At 44.2% G+C, this 18,727-nt stretch carries 18 protein-coding genes, 1 riboswitch and 1 other annotated feature; of the genes, 6 read left to right on the forward strand and 12 right to left on the reverse strand.

The features are described 5' to 3' along the window. Positions 1 to 86: 86 nt before the first annotated feature. Complete coding sequence (cysS, locus tag J4N43_RS09735; RefSeq protein ID WP_005378155.1) at positions 87 to 1,469, reverse strand: cysteine--tRNA ligase; 1,383 nt, start codon at positions 1,467 to 1,469, stop codon at positions 87 to 89. A 202-nt stretch (positions 1,470 to 1,671) separates the two neighbouring features. Between cysS and J4N43_RS09740 the strand changes: the two genes are divergently transcribed. The 4 genes from J4N43_RS09740 to J4N43_RS09755 all read left to right on the forward strand — a co-directional run bounded on the left by J4N43_RS09740 (position 1,672) and on the right by J4N43_RS09755 (position 4,880). After that, complete coding sequence (locus J4N43_RS09740; protein ID WP_005378156.1) at positions 1,672 to 2,166, forward strand: peptidylprolyl isomerase; 495 nt, start codon at positions 1,672 to 1,674, stop codon at positions 2,164 to 2,166. Between the two features lie 60 nt (positions 2,167 to 2,226). Continuing rightward, positions 2,227 to 2,964 carry a UDP-2,3-diacylglucosamine diphosphatase gene (gene lpxH, locus J4N43_RS09745; RefSeq protein ID WP_005389817.1) on the forward strand — a complete coding sequence of 246 codons (738 nt, stop codon included), beginning with the start codon at positions 2,227 to 2,229 and terminating at the stop codon, positions 2,962 to 2,964. Positions 2,965 to 3,062: 98 nt separating this feature from the next. Next, positions 3,063 to 4,277: an EAL and HDOD domain-containing protein gene (locus J4N43_RS09750; RefSeq protein WP_053349504.1), complete on the forward strand. Its 1,215-nt coding sequence runs from the start codon at positions 3,063 to 3,065 to the stop codon at positions 4,275 to 4,277. An 87-nt stretch (positions 4,278 to 4,364) separates the two neighbouring features. Then, positions 4,365 to 4,880 (forward strand): YchJ family protein, encoded by a 516-nt coding sequence (locus tag J4N43_RS09755; protein ID WP_005378159.1) that lies wholly within the window; start codon positions 4,365 to 4,367, stop codon positions 4,878 to 4,880. A gap of 275 nt (positions 4,881 to 5,155) precedes the next feature. Here the strand turns inward: J4N43_RS09755 and hisIE are convergent, their stop codons facing one another. The 9 genes from hisIE to tet(35) form a co-directional block, all read right to left on the reverse strand. After that, entirely contained in the window at positions 5,156 to 5,791 is a 636-nt protein-coding gene (hisIE, locus tag J4N43_RS09760; RefSeq protein ID WP_038882807.1) for a bifunctional phosphoribosyl-AMP cyclohydrolase/phosphoribosyl-ATP diphosphatase HisIE, read from the reverse strand. Then, the gene (hisF, locus tag J4N43_RS09765; RefSeq protein ID WP_053349503.1) at positions 5,788 to 6,561 is read right to left on the reverse strand and encodes an imidazole glycerol phosphate synthase subunit HisF; all 774 of its coding nucleotides are present in this window, start codon (positions 6,559 to 6,561) and stop codon (positions 5,788 to 5,790) included. The genes hisIE and hisF overlap by 4 nt, the downstream gene beginning before the upstream one ends. Beyond that, positions 6,543 to 7,280, reverse strand: coding sequence for a 1-(5-phosphoribosyl)-5-[(5-phosphoribosylamino)methylideneamino]imidazole-4-carboxamide isomerase (hisA, locus tag J4N43_RS09770; protein WP_005390889.1), 738 nt, complete (start codon positions 7,278 to 7,280; stop codon positions 6,543 to 6,545). Before hisA ends, hisF begins: the two co-directional genes overlap by 19 nt. A gap of 12 nt (positions 7,281 to 7,292) precedes the next feature. Continuing rightward, positions 7,293 to 7,907 (reverse strand): imidazole glycerol phosphate synthase subunit HisH, encoded by a 615-nt coding sequence (hisH, locus tag J4N43_RS09775; protein ID WP_158159617.1) that lies wholly within the window; start codon positions 7,905 to 7,907, stop codon positions 7,293 to 7,295. A 26-nt stretch (positions 7,908 to 7,933) separates the two neighbouring features. After that, positions 7,934 to 9,007 (reverse strand): bifunctional histidinol-phosphatase/imidazoleglycerol-phosphate dehydratase HisB, encoded by a 1,074-nt coding sequence (gene hisB / locus J4N43_RS09780; protein WP_053349502.1) that lies wholly within the window; start codon positions 9,005 to 9,007, stop codon positions 7,934 to 7,936. Positions 9,008 to 9,076: 69 nt separating this feature from the next. Next, positions 9,077 to 10,117 carry a histidinol-phosphate transaminase gene (gene hisC / locus J4N43_RS09785; protein ID WP_053349501.1) on the reverse strand — a complete coding sequence of 347 codons (1,041 nt, stop codon included), beginning with the start codon at positions 10,115 to 10,117 and terminating at the stop codon, positions 9,077 to 9,079. Positions 10,118 to 10,129: 12 nt separating this feature from the next. Further along, a complete protein-coding gene (hisD, locus tag J4N43_RS09790; RefSeq protein ID WP_053349500.1) occupies positions 10,130 to 11,428 on the reverse strand; it encodes a histidinol dehydrogenase in 1,299 nt (432 codons plus the stop codon). 5 nt (positions 11,429 to 11,433) lie between these two features. Then, on the reverse strand, positions 11,434 to 12,330 hold the full coding sequence (gene hisG / locus J4N43_RS09795) for an ATP phosphoribosyltransferase (protein WP_005378180.1): 897 nt from the start codon (positions 12,328 to 12,330) through the stop codon (positions 11,434 to 11,436). A gap of 53 nt (positions 12,331 to 12,383) precedes the next feature. Beyond that, positions 12,384 to 12,521: a sequence feature (His leader region), on the reverse strand. A gap of 180 nt (positions 12,522 to 12,701) precedes the next feature. Further along, positions 12,702 to 14,303 (reverse strand): tetracycline efflux Na+/H+ antiporter family transporter Tet(35), encoded by a 1,602-nt coding sequence (tet(35), locus tag J4N43_RS09800; protein WP_005378182.1) that lies wholly within the window; start codon positions 14,301 to 14,303, stop codon positions 12,702 to 12,704. Positions 14,304 to 14,412: 109 nt separating this feature from the next. Further along, positions 14,413 to 14,595: riboswitch (Lysine riboswitch) on the reverse strand. A gap of 582 nt (positions 14,596 to 15,177) precedes the next feature. On the opposite strand from tet(35), the gene J4N43_RS09805 reads away from it, so the two are divergent. Then, positions 15,178 to 15,585: an H-NS family histone-like protein gene (locus J4N43_RS09805; RefSeq protein WP_005378185.1), complete on the forward strand. Its 408-nt coding sequence runs from the start codon at positions 15,178 to 15,180 to the stop codon at positions 15,583 to 15,585. A 127-nt stretch (positions 15,586 to 15,712) separates the two neighbouring features. On the opposite strand, the gene J4N43_RS09810 is transcribed toward J4N43_RS09805, so the two are convergent. Together J4N43_RS09810 and J4N43_RS09815 are read right to left on the reverse strand one after the other, a co-directional pair. Beyond that, on the reverse strand, positions 15,713 to 17,017 hold the full coding sequence (locus J4N43_RS09810) for an inosine/guanosine kinase (protein ID WP_005378187.1): 1,305 nt from the start codon (positions 17,015 to 17,017) through the stop codon (positions 15,713 to 15,715). Between the two features lie 117 nt (positions 17,018 to 17,134). Beyond that, positions 17,135 to 17,404: a hypothetical protein gene (locus J4N43_RS09815; RefSeq protein ID WP_005378190.1), complete on the reverse strand. Its 270-nt coding sequence runs from the start codon at positions 17,402 to 17,404 to the stop codon at positions 17,135 to 17,137. 188 nt (positions 17,405 to 17,592) lie between these two features. Here J4N43_RS09815 and mnmA point away from each other — a divergent pair, with 188 nt between their 5' ends. Beyond that, positions 17,593 to 18,717 (forward strand): tRNA 2-thiouridine(34) synthase MnmA, encoded by a 1,125-nt coding sequence (gene mnmA / locus J4N43_RS09820; protein WP_005378192.1) that lies wholly within the window; start codon positions 17,593 to 17,595, stop codon positions 18,715 to 18,717. Positions 18,718 to 18,727: the final 10 nt, after the last annotated feature.

Genomic DNA, 18,727 nt, shown 5'->3' on the forward strand with positions numbered 1-18,727 from the left:
GAGCATTACCTAAAGTTAAAGTTTTAATTTATGGAAATGGAAAATAAAAGGGCTGAATTATCAGCCCTTTAAAAATGAAAATTCAATTACTTACGACGCCACGTTGTGCCTTCTGGACCATCCTCCAGAACAATGCCCATTTCGGTCAGCTTGTCACGAGCCATATCTGCATTCGCCCAATCTTTCGCAGCACGAGAGTCGTTACGCAGCTTGATCAGAGCTTCGATTTCAGCCACTTCATCATCGTTACCCGCATCACCTTTTAGGAAGGCTTCAGGATCTTGGTGAAGAATACCGATCACGTCAGCTAGTTCACGCATTAGCGCACCGAGTTCGCTCGCTTTCTCTAGGTTTTCTGTCTTCAGGCGGTTAACTTCGCGCGCCATGTCGAACAGAACTGAGTACGCTTCTGGTGTGTTGAAGTCATCGTTCATCGCTGCAGTGAAGCGAGATACGTATTCTTCACCACCAGCAGGCGCCGCGTTTAGGTCTAAACCACGTAGAGATGTGTACAGGCGCTCAAGCGAAGCACGTGCTTGGTTTAGGTTATCTTCGCTGTAGTTTAACTGGCTACGGTAGTGACCAGACATTAGGAAGTAACGCACTGTTTCAGCATCGTAGTGACCAAGAACGTCACGGATAGTAAAGAAGTTACCTAGAGATTTAGACATCTTCTCACGGTCTACCATTACCATGCCGCTGTGCATCCATGTGTTCACGTATTGTGTATCGTGTGCACAGCATGATTGCGCGATTTCATTTTCATGGTGTGGGAACTGAAGGTCAGAACCGCCGCCGTGAATGTCGAAGTGGTTACCTAGGATTGAAGAGTTCATTGCTGAACACTCAATGTGCCAACCTGGACGACCAGGACCCCATGGTGACTCCCACGTTGGTTCACCCGGCTTAGACATCTTCCAAAGTACAAAGTCTAGAGGGCTGCGTTTTGCTGTTTCGATATCAACGCGCGCGCCAGCTTGAAGCTGATCAAGGTCTTGCTTAGAAAGCTTGCCGTATTCGTTGAACTTACCCACTTCAAACATTACGTCACCGTTATCTGCAACGTATGCAAAACCGCGCTCGATTAGCTTCTCAACCAATTCGATGATTTCAGCAATAAACTGTGTCGCACGAGGTTCAACGTCCGGACGTTTCATGTTCAGCGCATCAAAATCAGCGTGCATTTCACCAATCAAACGCTCAGTCAATGAATCGCAAGACTCACCATTTTCTGCGGCACGTTTGATGATCTTATCGTCGATATCTGTGATGTTACGTACAAACGTCAGATCATAGCCCAAGTAGCGAAGGTAACGTGATACAACGTCAAAAGAGACGAAAGTACGACCGTGACCAATGTGACAGAGATCGTAGATGGTAACTCCACAGACATACATACCGACTTTGCCAGCTGTAATTGGTTTGAATTCCTCTTTCTGTCTTGTGAGTGTGTTATATATCTTTAACATGATCTCTATCTATGATTGTGAATGAATAAAAGAAGATGAGTATATCAACTCCAACCTAGTTAGGTAATAGCAATTAACCGATAAAACGATAATCGGCTAAACTTCAAGCACAAAACGAAGAATTTCCTCTTCCTGAGTTTTTAAAGCACTAGAACTTAGGCTAGAATCTCGGGCTCAACACAACACAGTAAAGGAAAGTAGCATGATCACCCTTCACACTAATTTTGGTGACATCAAGATTCAACTAAACGAAGAGAAAGCGCCAGAGACAAGCGCAAACTTCCTTCAGTACTGCCGCGACGGTTTCTACGACAACACGCTTTTCCACCGTGTAATTGACGGCTTCATGATCCAAGGTGGTGGTATGGAGTCTGGTCTACGTGAAAAAGCGACTCGTGCACCTATCAAGAACGAAGCAAACAACGGTCTTAGCAACAAAGTGGGTACACTTGCTATGGCACGTACTATGGAGCCGCACTCAGCAAGCTCTCAGTTCTTCATCAACGTAAACAACAACACATTCCTAGACTTCCGTAGCGAAAGCCTAGACGGTTGGGGTTACTGTGTGTTCGGTGAAGTAATCGAAGGCATGGACATCGTAAATAAGATCAAAGGCGTTAGCACTGGTTCTTACGGCATGCACCAAGACGTACCTCTAGAAGACGTAGTAATCACTGGTACAACAATTGAAGAGTAATTCTTAGGAATTATTTTTAAAAGATAAGTTAATGGGGAGGCATAGCTTCCCCTTATTTCTATGACGACATTATTTATTTCCGATCTTCACCTTACCCCATCACGTCCTGATATCACGGAATGTTTTGTGACGTTCATGCGAACAGAAGCAACAAAAGCTGATGCACTTTATGTACTCGGCGATCTGTTTGAATTCTGGATTGGTGACGATGACAACACCCCTTTTGCAGACCAAATCCGTGCAGAATTTAAAGCACTGACGGATGCGGGTGTGCCAACTTTTTTCATCCAAGGCAATCGAGATTTTTTACTCGGCAAACGCTTTTGCAAAGAAACCGGTATGACATTACTCGACGATGTCTGCACGATTGATCTTTATGGTCAAAAAGCCGTAATCCTACATGGCGATACGCTCTGCATTGACGATGTGAAATACCAAGAGTTTAGAAAAACCGTTCACAAGCCATGGCTACAATGGTTGTTTAACCGTATTCCTTGGTTCATTAAGAAGAAAATTGTCTCAAAAGTTCAATCCGATATTCGTGATGATAAAATGAGCAAGTCATTAGATATCATGGACGTCAACCAAAATGAGGTCGAGAAAGTGATGTCTCAGAACTGCGTCAACTTAATGATTCATGGTCACACACATCGCCCGAACACACATTTTTTTGACGTCGATGGCGTTAAAAAGACCCGAATTGTTTTAGGGGATTGGTATACGCAAGGCTCAGTTTTAAAAGTAAATTCTGATAGTTTTGACCTACAAACGAGACCGTTCATACAGAATTTGCGTTAAGCATGTAGAGCGCGTAGAAGATTCACGCTCAAGTCGTAGATATTTTGTAAAAAATCGCTATTATCATAATACTAAGTTAAACAGAACGAAGTACCTAATTGAAGTATTCTTACGTAGCTCGCCAACCGATTCTGGATAGAGAAAAACGAACCATAGGTTACGAACTCCTCTTTCGAGACGGCCCTAAAAATACCTTCCCTGAAGTAGAACCAGAGCTGGCTACTAGTCGACTGCTATCCGATCATTTTTTATCGACGCATTACAACACATTAGGAAACAAACTTGGCTTTGTTAACTTTCCGCATCAAAGCTTGGTGAACTTGGTCCCAACTTTGTTCCCTAAAGAATCTCTCGTCATTGAAGTCCTTGAAGACTGCGAACCGACAGAAGAACTGTTAGAAGCCATCAAGCACCTTCATGAGTGCGGATACAGAATTGCTCTGGATGATTTTGTTCCGACGAAAGCTTGGAAGCGTTTTCTTCCATACGTTTCCATGATCAAGTTTGATATTAGACTTGTGCCGATTAAGAAAGCTGCCATTTTTATTCAGGCGTTGAGCCCATTTAAAATCGACTTTCTTGCGGAAAAGGTAGAGACCTATGAAGAGTTTGAGCAAGCTCTAGAAGCCGGTTTTAACTATTTTCAAGGGTATTTTTTTAGCAAACCTGAGATGATCCAGAAAAAGCGGTTGAACCCCGCGTTTCTTACCGTCATCCAACTTTGTAAAGAGATTGCAGATAAGCCCATCGACTTCAATGAGGTTGAACGTCTGTTTTCGATTGATGTGACGCTGTCATACAAGCTGCTTACTTACGTAAATTCAGGCTATACATTAACGACTAAGATCAAATCGTTCAGACAGGCGCTTATTTATCTGGGTGAAGAGCGACTACGACGCTTTATTTCCTTAGTTGCAATTGCCTCCGTTCAAGAAGATAAACCTGACTCTCTTTACTCTTTAGCGATTCAGCGTGCACGAATGTGTGAACTGCTACTTAGTCAAATGAACACTAGGTATGACCCTGGGCAGGCTTTTTTGACAGGCATGTTTTCTTTGCTCGGATCTTTGCTCGATCAACCGCTCTCGGATGTCATTGAAGATATCCCCGTTGACGAAGATATAAAACTCGCATTAACCAGTCGAAAAGGCGTACTTGGTCACTTACTTTCGATGACGATCGCCTACGAACAAGCGGACTGGGAGTTAGCCGAGCGATATTGCACCGTTCTTAAATTAACCGAACCTCAATTAGCAGACGCTTTTAATCAATCGACGGAATGGGCTCAAGAACTGCTGTCTCAAACGCCCTAAACGGCTATAATGCCCCAAAGAATACCTGCGACCTCACTTATGTGGGGTTGTTTGTTTTTACCGCTTAATTAATCGAGATTTCATTTTATGGCTTCTTCTTGTCCTTGCGGCTCTAACCGCACCTACCAACAGTGTTGTGAAATTGCCCACAATAACCACGCTGACGTCACCACTCCGGAGCAGCTAATGCGCTCTCGTTACAGCGCGCATGTGTTAGGTCTAGTGGATTACGTGGTGAACACATACCACCCAAGCTGTAATGCAGAAGAGCAACGTGAAGGCATTGCCCAATCTATCGACAGCGATTGGTGCAAGCTTGAGGTAGTGAAAGCTGAAGCGGGTTGTAACGAGAATGAAGGTTTTGTTGAATTCAACGCTTACTTTGACGAAGACGGCAAACGCTACTGCATGACAGAGCGTTCTCGCTTTGTAAAAGAAAATGGGCTTTGGTACTACATTGACGGCACGTTTCCAGAAGAAGAGCTAGAAGAAGAACCAGAACAAGATCCTCGCCTAAACCAACCAGTGAGTAGCCTAAAAGTAGGTCGTAACGACCCGTGTATCTGTGGAAGCGGTAAGAAATTTAAGAAGTGTTGTGGGTAAGAGCATCCACTCCTAGCTTATTGAGCTCGATTTAATTGGATTCTTGACTTCGCCTAGGTTCGTTGGAGTGACGTGAATATATGTACCTATTTGAAGTAAATAACTCTACTGCAAGTACCATTAGAAAATATACCGTCATTCTGAACAGCTAGGGACGAGCGTGATTCAGAATCTAATCGCCACCAGCACTGTTGCCGGTTTTTGCCCCGAATCAAGAACACTAAAGTAAAAAGCCCCTAGGCTCGAGAGCATAGGGGCTTTCACTTATCGCAAGCTTACTTATGACGCTCTTTCAGTTTGTTCACTACGTCATTCATCGATAAGCCTTGGTCTTGAAGCAATACCATTAAGTGATAAATCAAATCTGCAGATTCACACACTAACTCCGCCTTATCGCCCGACGTCGCCGCAAGCGCGACTTCAACGCCTTCTTCGCCCACTTTTTGCGAAATACGCTTGGTGCCACGGGCATAAAGACTGGCAGTATAAGAGGAATCTGGGTCGGCACTCTTGCGGGCAGCCAATAGCTGCTCAAGTTGATGAAGCCACACCATTTGTGACTCCTCTTGAGGGTCCACATCCCAACAAGTTGTGTTACCCAAGTGACACGTAGGACCAATGGGATTCACTTTCACCAGTAGCGTATCGTTGTCACAATCGAGCTGAATGTTCACCAATTGCAATACGTTGCCAGAAGTCTCACCTTTCGTCCAAAGACGTTGCTTGGTTCGAGAGAAAAACGTCACTTGACCCGTTTCGCCCGTTTTTGCCAACGCATCTTGGTTCATGTAACCCATCATCAGTACTTGACTTGATTGGAAATCTTGTACGATGGCAGGTACCAGACCATCCACCTTTTCCCAGTTGATTCGCTCAGCTAGCGAACTTACTTCGGCGGCTTTTACACTCATAGTCGTACCTCAATGCCTTGTTGTTTCAAATACTGCTTTAGTTCACCAATATTGATGACTTGCTTGTGGAATACCGATGCGGCAAGCGCGCCATCCACATTTGCTTTTTGGTAGGCTTCTGCGAAGTGCTCTATGGCACCTGCACCACCCGATGCAATCAGCGGTACATTACATACTTCGCGCACCATATTCAGTTGTTCGATATCGTAGCCGTTACGCACACCGTCTTGGTTCATCATGTTCAGTACGATTTCACCAGCGCCGCGTTTTTGTACTTCTTGCACCCAATCACGCGTTTCCCATTGGGTCGCTTTGGTGCGTTCTTCATCACCAGTAAACTGGTAAACCTGATACTTGCCCGTCTCTTTGTCGTAGTATGAATCGATACCAACGACGATACATTGCACACCAAACTTATCAGCAAGGTCAGTAATCAACTGAGGGTTCGCCAAGGCAGGAGAGTTAATAGATACCTTATCTGCACCAAACTCAAGAATGCGCGCCGCGTCCTCTGCTGATTTAATGCCACCAGCCACACAGAACGGAATATCAATCACTTCTGCAACGCGAGCGACCCAACTTTTATCAACGACACGCCCATCACTTGAAGCGGTAATATCGTAGAACACAAGCTCGTCAGCGCCTTCTTCAGCATAACGCTGCGCCAGAGGAACGATGTCGCCAATGATTTCGTGGTTGCGGAACTGGACGCCCTTCACCACTTGTCCATCACGAACATCAAGACATGGAATTATTCGCTTTGCCAGCATGCAAATGCCTCCTCTGCTGTGAATTTACCATCTAACAGCGCACGACCAACAATCACACCAGCCACACCGCTGCCTTTTAGCGCTTCGATATCTGCTAATGAGCCAATGCCACCTGAAGATTGAAACTGCACTTGTGGGTACTGTTTACATAGGTCGACATAAAGCTCTACGTTTGAGCCTTCTAGCGTACCGTCACGAGAAATGTCCGTACAAAGCACGTGCTGCAAACCTACCGTCAGGTAATCGTTGATCAGAGCTTCGATAGTCACGCCTGAATCTTCTTGCCAACCAGAAATCGCTACTTTACGTGTGCCGTCTTGATCGATGTTGATGTCTAGCGCGAGAACGATTTTCTCTGCACCGTATTTTTCCATCCAACCTTTCACAAGCTCTGGCTGTTTTACTGCTGTTGAGCCAACGACAACACGCTGAGCCCCCGCTTCTAGCAGATCAATCACGTCTTGCTCTGTGCGCACTCCGCCACCGATTTGGATGTTCGCTGGCGTGCTTGCTAGTAGCTTTGCAATTAAATCAAGTTGACGTGCTGTCGTGTCTTTCGCGCCAGTTAAATCCACCAAGTGCAGCCAGTTAGCACCAGCTTGGTGGTACAAGTTGAACTGCTCTGCTGGGTCGACTTTGTACTCAGTTACTTGGCCGTAATCACCTTGATAAAGGCGAACCACCTGTCCTTCAATTAAATCAAGAGCTGGAATAATCACACTAAATCCCTTTTATAATTCTAAGAAGTTTTGAATAAGCTTCGCGCCCGCTTTTGAAGAACGCTCAGGGTGGAATTGCACGCCGTAATAGTTACCGCTTTGTACTGCTGCTGTGAACGGGTTGCCGTATTCACATTCCGCAATCGTGTAATCCCCAACAGGCATCGCAAAGCTGTGCACGAAGTAGAAATACTCTCCTTCTTCAATATCTTTGAAAAGTGGATTACCTGCTTTTGCAGAGACCGTGTTCCACCCCATATGCGGCAACGGCAAATCGCCAGTTTGTAGTAGCTTCACTTCGCCATCACAAAGTCCAAGACACTCAACTAACACGTCGGCTTTCTGCCCTTTCTCTTGAGACACTTTGCCCAACAGTTGCATGCCTAAACAGATACCTAGTAATGGCTTTTCTACCTGTTTTACCAAGCTGATCAGATCGCGCTCTTCTAGGTTCTTCATCGCTTCGCTGGCGGTTCCCACACCCGGTAGGAATAGCTTATCTGCGGATAATACGACTTGCGGATCTTTTGAAATCGTTACGTCATAGCCTAGGCGTTCAATGGCAAACTTCACCGAAGAAACGTTGGCACAGCCAGTATCGATAATGACAACTTTCTGTTCTGTCACTGTTTTTCTCCTTGCTAACGTTAGCCTTAAAGCACGCCTTTACTACTTGGTAGCTCAGTGCCTTCTACTTTGATTGCTTGGCGTAACGTACGACCAAACGCTTTAAATAGACTTTCAATGATGTGGTGATCATTGTTGCCCGCAGAAGAAAGGTGCAACGTACACGCTAATGTGTCAGTCAGAGAGCGGAAGAAGTGAACCACCATCTCTGTTGAAAGATCACCCACTTGCTCACGGCTGAATTGCGCGTCGAACTTAAGGTAAGGACGACCTGATAGGTCTAGTGCGCATTGCGCCAAACACTCATCCATTGGCAAACTAAAGCCAAAGCGACCAATACCACGCTTGTCACCCAGTGCTTCTTTCAACGCTTGACCCAACGCAAGAGCGGTATCTTCTACTGTGTGGTGATCATCAATGTGCAGGTCACCTTCTACTTTGCACACCATCTGGAACCCGCCGTGTGTCGCGATTTGATCCAGCATGTGGTCGAAGAAGCCAAGACCTGTAGAAATGTCATTACCGCCTTGCTCGTCAAGATTAACGAATACTTTGATGTCTGTTTCTTTTGTGGTGCGGACCACTTCAGCCACGCGCGCCTTCACTGTGAGATCTTTTAGGATCTGTTTCCAGCCCATGGTTTCTGGGTTGTATTGAATACCACGAATTGCCATGTTTTCTGCAAGTTGAAGATCGGTTTGACGATCGCCAATCACAACAGAGTTTTGGAAATCTACTTTGCCACCTTGAAGATACTCTTTTACCAAGCCTAGTTTAGGCTTACGGCAAGAGCAGTTATCTTCCTCAAAGTGAGGACAAATCAGTACGTCATCGAACTTCACACCTTGAGACTCAAAGATCTCCATCATCATGTTGTGCGGTGCATCAAAATCAGCTTGTGGGTAGCTGTCTGTACCCAAACCATCTTGGTTCGTGACCATCACTAGACGATATCCTGCATCCTGCAACGACAACAGGCTTGGGATAACAAATGGCTCTAGCTTTAGTTTGTCTAAACGGTCTACTTGAAAATCAATCGGCGGCTCGACAATTAAGGTGCCATCACGATCAATAAAAAGGATTTTTTGTTGTTTGCTCACTCGAACTTCCTTATTGCTATTCTTTTGGCGCTCCCGCTATTGAGCGAGAGCGATAAATTCTGTCTCTATTTATGCGTAGTAGTTTCTGATAAATCCAAGCGTTTTTTCGCACTCGTCACGGTTACCCACACTGATACGCACACAATTTTCAATTGGCGAGTTACGCAAAATAATGCCCGTATCCCAAGCCGCTTTGAAAAGGTCATCGCCATCTGGGAATTTCACCAATAGGTAGTTCCCCCACCCTTCAAACACTTCCAAGCCCGGAATCATTGAAAGGCCAACTTGCAAGTAAGCACGGTTTGCATTCAAATCGAGAACTTGAAACTTCGCTCGCGCTAAACCAGCTTCCGAAAGCGCCTGAGTCGCAATTTCTGCCACTGGAACTGGGACTGGGTAAGGTGCGATAACTTTAAGAAGTACATTAATCAGCTCTTCGTTCGCAAGCGTAAATCCACAACGCAGACCTGCAAGCGCAAAAGCTTTCGACAGAGTACGCAGAATTGCAAGGTTCGGGTATTGCGCCAGCAAATCTACCGTTGACGCTTCTGGACAAAAATCAATATACGCTTCATCCATCACCACGATTGCACGGTCTTTTGTCATCTCAAGCAGAGAGACAATATCTTCACGCTTAACTAAGTTACCTGTTGGATTGTTTGGCGAACATACAAAAACCAGTTTCACGTTATCCAGATTGGCTTCGATACCTGCAAGGTCTAGTTGCCAATCTGACGCTAGCGGCACAGTTTTTCTCTCTACACCAATGGTTTCTGCACTAATGGCGTACATACCGTAAGTTGGTGGACAGTAAAGAATCGCATCTTCGCCCGGCTCACAGAATGCACGAATTAATAACTCAATACCTTCGTCTGCGCCGCGAGAAGTCAGTGTTTGTTCTGGTTTCACACCCGCATAGGCTGCGTAAGCAGAAATCAGTTCTTTCGGCTGACATTCGCTGTAACGATTGAGACGAGCAAAGTCTGTTTTGTATTCATTGTTAAATGGTGATTCGTTGGCATTTAGCCATACGTCACCCGTACCACCGATTCGGCGAGCCGACATATAAGGGGTAAGCTGTTGGACTTGTTTACGCGCTAGCTTTTCCATCTCATTACTCTCTTATTCTTTCTTACTTGCTAATTTTTCTACGCGGATAGTAACAGCACGTTTGTGAGCGTCCAGACCTTCTGCTTCAGCCATCGTGACTACCGTTGGTGCAAGGTTCTTTAAACCATCAGCAGAAAGCTCCTGAACCGTCATTCGTTTAGAGAAATCCGCCAAACCTAAGCTTGAATAAGTACGTGTGTAACCGTAAGTAGGAAGAACGTGGTTAGTCCCCGATGCGTAATCTCCCGCAGATTCAGGCGACCAATCCCCAAGGAAGATAGAGCCTGCATTATCAAGTAGAGGTAGAAGCTCACGAGGGTTCTTAGTCTGAACAATCAAGTGCTCAGGACCGTAGTAATTGGAAATAGAAACTGACTGCGTCATCGACTCGGAAATAATGATCAAGCTTGATGCCAGAGCCTTTTCTGCGATGTCTGCACGAGATAGCTCCTTAAGCTGACGTTGAACCGCATCCGTCACTTGATCAGCAATCACAGGAGAAGGAGTCACAAGTACCACTTGAGAATCAGGACCGTGTTCTGCTTGGCTCAAAAGATCCGCAGCGATGAAGTCTGCATCTGCGGTTTCATCTGCAATCACTAACACTTCTGATGGCCCTGCTGGCATATCAATCGCAGCACCGCGGAAATCATTGCTAACCTGTCGTTTTGCTTCGGTCACGTAAGCGTTGCCCGGACCAAAGATCTTATCTACTTTCGATACAGTCTCAGTGCCATAAGCCATTGCAGCAACTGCTTGGCCACCACCGACGTTGTACACTTCATCAATGCCACACAGCTTCGCGACATAAAGGATCTCATCAGCGATTGGCGGTGGAGAACAAAGAACGACTTTACGACAACCTGCAATTTTTGCAGGAACGCCGAGCATCAAAACAGTCGATGGCAAAGGCGCACTGCCACCAGGAATGTACAAACCCACTTTTTGAATTGGACGTGTTACTTGTTCACAAAGAACACCTGGCTGCGTTTCCACCTTGAGCGGTTGCGGCTTTTGCGCTTTGTGGAACTTAGAAATATTGGCGTAAGCTTGCTCTAGTGCGCTCTTCATTGACTCTGACAAACGCTCTGACGCTGCCTTAATTTCCTGAGAAGAAACACGAATGGATTCAGGCTTAACACGGTCAAACTTTTCTGTCAGCTCAATAAGAGCAGAGTCACCTTCTTCTCGAACTTTAGCAATAACTTCGGCCACAGCAGTGGTGATATTGGCACCTTCTGCAATAGCAGGGCGCTCCAAAATAGAGTCTTGCTGATTCTCACTTAATGATTGCCAAACGACTGTTCTCATGATGCTTACTCCATCATTTTTTCAATTGGTAGAACGAGAATTGAACTTGCGCCCAACTCTTTCAGCTGTTCCATTGTTTCCCAGAATAGGTTTTCAGAACTCACTAAGTGAACAGCCATTTTCTGCTTATCTGCAGAAAGAGGAAGAACAGTTGGGTCTTCAGCACCTGGCAGTAGTGCTTTAATTTGATCTAACTTCTCTGCTGGGGCGTGAAGCATAATGTACTTAGATTCTTTCGCTTGCTGCACGCCTTGCATGCGAGTTAACAGCTTTTCGATTAGCGCCACTTTGTCTGCGTCGAACTCACCTGTGCGTTGAATCAATGTCGCTTTTGATTTAAAGATAATTTCAGCTTCTTTAAGGCCGTTCGCTTCCAGTGTTGCACCTGTAGAAACCAAATCAGCGATAGCATCAGCGAGACCCGCGCGAGGGGCAACTTCTACAGAGCCTGTCAGCATACATGTAGAGAATGGAACGCCGGCTTCATCCATGTACGCTTTTAGAAGTTGAGGATACGTTGTAGCAATACGCTTGCCAGCTAAGTCTTGTGGACCGTTGTACTCTTCGTCCTTGTCGATTGCGATAGATAAACGACAGCCACCAAAATCAAGTCGACGAAGCTGAACAAACTCGCAGGGTTCACCTAATGCTTTGCGGTCAAGGCGAACTTCTTCTAGTTCATTTTCGCCAATAAAGCCAAGGTCAACCACGCCATCCATAATTAAACCTGGGATGTCGTCGTCACGAACCAAGAGTAAATCAATTGGCATATTTTCAGAATGGACAACTAAACGCTCGCCCATTACGTTGAACTTTACGCCGCACTGTTTTAGTAGAGCTTGACTCTCTTTGCTAAGACGACCTTTTTTCTGAATTGCGATTCTTAAACGTTGTGTTTGCATTGCTTTGTCCCTATGCAAGATTTTGATATCTAAGTATTTTTCAAACTAATAAAACTAAAAAACCCTCGGGAGATTGAAGTCTCCCGAGGGTTTAAAATCTGCTTTTACTTTGATTTTACCTCCGGGAGTTTCCTGCCTCCCGGGTATGCGTACATCGCCCGAAAGACTAGATTGGGTGATGATGGTGATGAATGTTCATTACAAAATTACGCATACTTATTTCAAGGCTCTTCTCATTTGCTTTGTTACCAACCACACTAACCAAGCTGATTACTTTTTTCAACCCTTAATTTTAAAAAAATTCGAATTGTATAATACAAATAAAAAAGGAGGCCGAAGCCTCCTATAAATTTACTTTTTAAATCAGTGAATTACGCACTCTGGCAAGACGCTATTTTAGACTTTGAAAGCCATGACAAAATAGCGCAAACGATAACGAATGTTATCGACGCTGCAATGAACGAGAACGCTATTGAAGCAGTCATACCAAGGGCAATAAAGCCGACGCATGAAACAAGCGCGACTGATAATGCATAAGGTAGCTGTGTTGATACGTGATCAATGTGGTTACAACGTGCACCCGTCGATGACAAGATAGTCGTATCTGAGATTGGTGAACAATGGTCACCGAATACCGCACCAGCTAAAACCGCACTCAGCATCGGTAGCATTAGCGCTACGTCTGTTGCGCCAGCCATGTCTCCAGCGATTGGAAGCATGATGCCGAACGTACCCCATGAAGTACCTGTTGAGAACGCCATCAGGCCAGACAACAAGAATAGGATAACTGGGAGCCAATGAGGGTTGATATTGCCCTGCGCCATTGTCGAAAGGTAAGTACCAGTCTTCATATCACCGATAACAGAACCAATGGTCCAGGCAAATACTAAGATTAGAATCGCACCAAACATAGACTTAGCACCAATCCAAAGTGTACGTGCGATCTCAGCCATTGGTAGACCTTGCTTCACAACAGTAAACAGTGCAACTGCTAAGCCAAGCAAGCTACCGTAGATTAGTGATGTACCTACATCTGTATTTTCAAAAGCACCAAGAAGCGCAAACTCCTTACCATCAGCAGCCAATGCTTGGCCACCCGTGTAAAGCATTGAAGCGATAGTCGCGATAATCAGCGTCACGATAGGAAGTATCAAATCTGACACTTTACCCTTTTCACTTTCACGGATATCTAGCTCTTCGTTTAGGTCATGCGCTTCTTGCGAGTCATTTTCTTTGTCTTTATCAAAGCCACGACCTTGCGATGCAGAGATCTCATGCTCACGCATTTTACCAATATCAAGACCAAACCACGCAACAGCGAACACCATTAGCAGCGCAAAAACGGCGTAGAAGTTCATTGGAATAAGACGAACATATGCGCCAAGAGCCGAATACTCTGTGATCCCATGTGAGACTAAGATCCCGCCAATAATAGTAATAATGTAAGCACCCCAGCTAGAAGCAGGCATAATTACACACATTGGAGCAGCGGTTGAGTCTAGAATGTACGCAAGCTTAGCGCGAGACACATAAAAGCGATCGGTTACTGGGCGAGAGATCGCACCAACAGCAAGGCTATTAAAGTAATCATCGACAAAAATGAATACGCCTAAAAAGGCGGCAAGAAGTTTGGAGCCGCGTTTACTCTTCACTCGAGATTGTGCCCATTCAGCAAAAGCACGAGTACCGCCAGATAGCGTTAATAAAGCTGTTGTCATACCTAATAAGATTAGGAAACCAACAATGCTCATGTTCCAAGTGTTAATTCCGCCATCTTCAATAAAGACAGAAGAAACTTGAGAACTGACGTAACCTGCGGTGTCGCTGATAGACCAGCTATTAAGTAGCACCGCACCTAGCACGATACCTACACCCAAGGAAACTAATACACGTCGAGTCAAAATCGCCAAAGTCAAAGCGACAATAGGTGGCAATAATGAAACAGGAGAACTAGAAAAATCTATTAAATTCATGATCTTCAAAAACCAAAGTTTGGCTAGAGATCTACTGCAGACAAGTCACGTAGCATACGATACGTGCTCATGTTGAACTTAGCGACAGGGAAGCGAACACTCCACCCAACCCTACAGTAGCGCTCCATAGTTTAATGTGAATATATACTATGGCAGTGTTGTTCCTTTCAGATACAACCCCAGCAAGTAACTTTGATGAGTTACTTACTTCGGCAATCTTCGCCTTCCACTATTATTCATTGGCATCACCCCAATAATAGCTACTCTTCGAGACCGCGCCTCTACGGCAACAACAAACAATTAACCACTAACTGTACAAATTAACAACAAATTGTCTGCAATATTGCATCAGGTGGCAGCCATTGTACTTATGATGAGAGTCAATGCAACACATCAAACTAAATTAAACAAATAAATAATGGCTGAGATAATTTATAAACCTTGCCTAATTCCATAAGTTTTGTGCAACTGAAATCACATCAATCATGTTATTTATGAAACATTATTACTACCTTAGAAATATCATGGTTTATCTTATATCAATAAATTAAGGATATATGACACACCATTAAAGATGGATGCTTCATATTTTTAAGTAATAACTCAAATTTTTTTATAAAAAACCAAGCTGTCACTCTCTCTATACAATAATGATTGTTGATTTTAGTTCTCATCTAATAATGATTTATTTCGAGTGTAATAATATTAATTGCTTTAAAAAATAGTCAAATTTAAACAAAATCTTGATTTAGCATTTGCACATAAGGAAAAGATAAAGTTAAATATAAGGACTCTTTGTTTATTTATAGATTGGCATTATTTAATCGTAACGATAAAAAGTGCCCAACACATTAACCTTTTAATAGGAATCGTTATGTCAGAGCTGACTAAAACCCTTCTAAATATCCGTAGCCTTCGTGCATTTTCTCGTGAGCTGACTCTAGAACAATTGGAAGAAGCTCTAGATAAACTCACTACTGTCGTAGATGAGCGTCGTGAAGCAGAAGAAGCAGAACGCGCAGCACAAGCAGAGCAAGAAGCTAAGCTTGCAGAGATTGCTGAGAAAATCGCTCAAGACGGTATTGATGTAGAAGCACTTATTACTGCGCTATCTGGCGAAACTAAGACGAAAGGCAAAGCGAAGCGCGCACCTCGCCCTGCTAAATACAAATACACAGATTCAAACGGTAATGAGAAAACTTGGACTGGCCAAGGTCGTACACCTTCGGCGATTCAAGAGCAACTTGATGCAGGTAAATCTCTGGATGAGTTCCTAATCTAGATCCGTGCTATTTTTAAAAGGCTCCCATAGGGAGCCTTTTTTATTTAAACCATTACAAATAAAAAAGGCACATTTCTTAATGCGCCTTTTACTTTAGTTACAGAATAGTTAATTAAACCGCTTCGTATTAACGTTCCCAGTATGCTTCTTCTAGGCTATCTTCTCGCTCAGGAAGTCCGCGCGACAATCGTGGTGAATGTTGCACGAGAACTTCGTAGCTCGCACGGTTTGCGTATTTGCAGACTTGAGAAAAAGAAGAGTAAGTTAAATACTCGTTACTGTGCTTGCTTGAATTAGGCACATTTTCTTTATGGTATTTATTTGCTGCCATATCATGAAGAACCGCAGATAACGCGGCATCACCTGCGCCATTTGTATTCTTAATTTTTTCTGGACCACCCATATATGGCGAGATATGCGAGTACACTTTTATTGGCGTCTCGCATGAGTCTTTTTTCGCCGGACGACTAAATTCATAACGATTAAATTCAGCAATTGACCCTGGAAGTAATGGCAAAGAAGTTTCGCGCTTCGCGCTATCTTCCGTATACCCAGCCATAAATAGACCTACAGGACCCGCCGTGCACAATACTAGATCAGCCCACTCCAATGTTTTATCAGACGCAGCAAGTGGATCAGATTCCCCCGTCAGTGCTTCTGCTTCATCTTCATTCATCGCAACGACTGAAACGTTATCTCTAATGAATTCTTGCCAATATTTAGGGTCATCTTGAATAACAAACTTTGTGCCTAAAGTCAGAACAACAGGCACATCATTCTTTTTCGCGTACTCAATCGCTTTCATTGTTGCTTCCGGCATTGGGTCGCCGTCTTTGCAACGTACTAGATATGACGTCAGTACAAGTGCTGATGCATTTTTAAAGATTTTCTCTGGAATGCTATCAGGATGGAGTTGGTTCATTTGCCCTTCGCTGATAGCAAAAGTACGTTCACCGTCTTCTGTGATAAGAGCAAAACAACGGCCAATTGCACCATCTACACCTTGTAGGTAGTTCAAGTCCATGCGGCTTGATGTATTACAAAGATAACGGTAACCGTAGCTGCCAATCTTAATATCCTGGCTCATCACTCCAAGTAGTGTGGAGCGATCATCCGCTAGCACGGAGTAGTTATGTAGCGTGTTACCAATTGTACCGCCCGCATACTCATTGGTAATCAAGTTCTCTTCTTTCAGTTGCTGGTATAACTCTTCTGCTCTTTCGTCATCGATAACCAGAGAGTGACCTTTACTCAGACCGTACTTTTCAATCACATCCGTTGTAACTTTTGCTTCAATATCAACCAAGGTTTGGTCAATACCAATGATGTGAGTGCGCGTCATCTTCTTGCTTTCTTGTGCTTGGCTCACCAGCGGGTCACGAGCATGAACAGGAAAATAGTGCTTCGATTTGCGTTGTCCAGGAAATTTCATATTGTCAGTCTGAGTAAGGGGATGAAAAGGAGAGCGGATTCTATACCGCTAATAATAAAGCAGCAATAAAAGCGATTATAGCAAACGTTTGCTGACTACTTTTTTCTTTTAGGTGGCTTATTCACCTTCCATAAAGCTGAGATCTGGTAGTTGCTCAAGGTGCTCGCTATAACGCTTTAGGTTGAACTCACCTTCATTCTTCATCACATCAAAAATCTCAATTGACATCGCACATGCCATCATCGCAACCGCATCTTCACGTGGTGTGCCAGTCATCATTAAACGCATAAGGGTTTCTTTTACTTTAAGCGGGTTGCCATCTTCGAGCTGATTTTCAACAATTTCAATCAACTCACTTTCTTGCATAAATTGGTTTTCTTCTGTCATTTGGTGTTTCCTCTTGGATTTTGGCCAACTATGCCATATATACCTCTTCTATACTTGCGAAATTACTCGTTCGAATCTTTGTTGAAGAAAAATCCAGCGAAACGAATTGTGATTTCGATCTCGGATCTGTCACCGGTCTGTGGATTCTGATAGAATCTGCATCCCGTTTATTTAAGTGGTGTTTAGTAATGTCTGATAACAGCCAAAAGAAAGTCATCGTCGGTATGTCCGGCGGCGTTGATTCATCTGTTTCCGCGTATCTTCTAAAGCAGCAAGGCTACCAAGTAGAAGGCCTTTTCATGAAGAACTGGGAAGAAGATGACAACGAAGAATATTGTACAGCGGCAGAAGATCTTGCTGACGCTCAGGCAGTATGTGACAAGCTAGGCATCCACCTACACACTATCAACTTTGCTGCCGAATACTGGGATAACGTATTTGAGTACTTCCTTGCTGAATACAAAGCTGGCCGTACTCCGAACCCTGACATTCTTTGTAACAAAGAAATCAAGTTCAAAGCATTCCTAGAATTCGCTGATGAAGTACTTGATGCTGATTACATTGCAATGGGCCACTATGTGCGTCGCTCTTTCCCAGAAAACGGTGAAAAACCACAGATGCTACGTGGTCTAGATGGCAACAAAGATCAAAGCTACTTCCTGTACACATTAAGCAACGAGCAAATTGCGCGTAGCCTATTCCCTGTTGGTGACCTAGAGAAACCAGAAGTACGCCGCATTGCGGAAGAACAAGACCTAATTACTGCTAAGAAGAAAGATTCAACTGGTATTTGTTTCATCGGTGAACGCAAGTTTACGGAATTCCTAGGTCGCTACCTTCCAGCTCAGCCTGGTAATATCGAGACTCCAGAAGGCGAAGTGATTGGTCAACACCAAGGCCTGATGTACCACACACTTGGTCAGCGTAAAGGTCTACACATCGGTGGCCGTAAAGGCGGCGGTGGTAACGAGGACCCATGGTTCGTTGGTGAGAAAGATCTAGAACGTAACGTTTTGATTGCTGTTCAAGGTAAAGACCATCCAATGTTGAAATCAGAAGGTCTACTTGCATCACAACTTCATTGGGTAGATCGTGAGCCAATTCGCGATGTTATGAAGTGCACAGTGAAAACTCGTTACCGTCAGGAAGATATTCCTTGTACAATCATCCCTATCGATGATGAAAACATTAAAGTTATCTTTGACGAGCCACAAATTGCTGTAACTCCAGGTCAATCAGCAGTGTTCTACAAAGGTGACGTGTGCCTAGGTGGCGGCATCATCGAGCAACGCATTAAATATTCTCAAGCTTAGGAGTCGTTAC

It is taken from the genome of Vibrio sp. SCSIO 43009 (genome assembly GCF_023716525.1).
In the GTDB taxonomy this organism is placed as follows: Bacteria; Pseudomonadota; Gammaproteobacteria; order Enterobacterales; family Vibrionaceae; genus Vibrio; species Vibrio alginolyticus.

Coding starts and splice junctions, on each gene's coding strand:
- cysS (WP_005378155.1), bottom strand. CDS start 1,469: ATGTTAAAGATATATAACACACTCACAAGACAGAAAGAGGAATTCAAA.
- J4N43_RS09740 (WP_005378156.1), top strand. CDS start 1,672: ATGATCACCCTTCACACTAATTTTGGTGACATCAAGATTCAACTAAAC.
- lpxH (WP_005389817.1), top strand. CDS start 2,227: ATGACGACATTATTTATTTCCGATCTTCACCTTACCCCATCACGTCCT.
- J4N43_RS09755 (WP_005378159.1), top strand. CDS start 4,365: ATGGCTTCTTCTTGTCCTTGCGGCTCTAACCGCACCTACCAACAGTGT.
- hisIE (WP_038882807.1), bottom strand. CDS start 5,791: ATGAGTGTAAAAGCCGCCGAAGTAAGTTCGCTAGCTGAGCGAATCAAC.
- hisF (WP_053349503.1), bottom strand. CDS start 6,561: ATGCTGGCAAAGCGAATAATTCCATGTCTTGATGTTCGTGATGGACAA.
- hisC (WP_053349501.1), bottom strand. CDS start 10,117: ATGGAAAAGCTAGCGCGTAAACAAGTCCAACAGCTTACCCCTTATATG.
- hisD (WP_053349500.1), bottom strand. CDS start 11,428: ATGAGAACAGTCGTTTGGCAATCATTAAGTGAGAATCAGCAAGACTCT.
- hisG (WP_005378180.1), bottom strand. CDS start 12,330: ATGCAAACACAACGTTTAAGAATCGCAATTCAGAAAAAAGGTCGTCTT.
- J4N43_RS09805 (WP_005378185.1), top strand. CDS start 15,178: ATGTCAGAGCTGACTAAAACCCTTCTAAATATCCGTAGCCTTCGTGCA.
- J4N43_RS09810 (WP_005378187.1), bottom strand. CDS start 17,017: ATGAAATTTCCTGGACAACGCAAATCGAAGCACTATTTTCCTGTTCAT.
- J4N43_RS09815 (WP_005378190.1), bottom strand. CDS start 17,404: ATGACAGAAGAAAACCAATTTATGCAAGAAAGTGAGTTGATTGAAATT.
- mnmA (WP_005378192.1), top strand. CDS start 17,593: ATGTCTGATAACAGCCAAAAGAAAGTCATCGTCGGTATGTCCGGCGGC.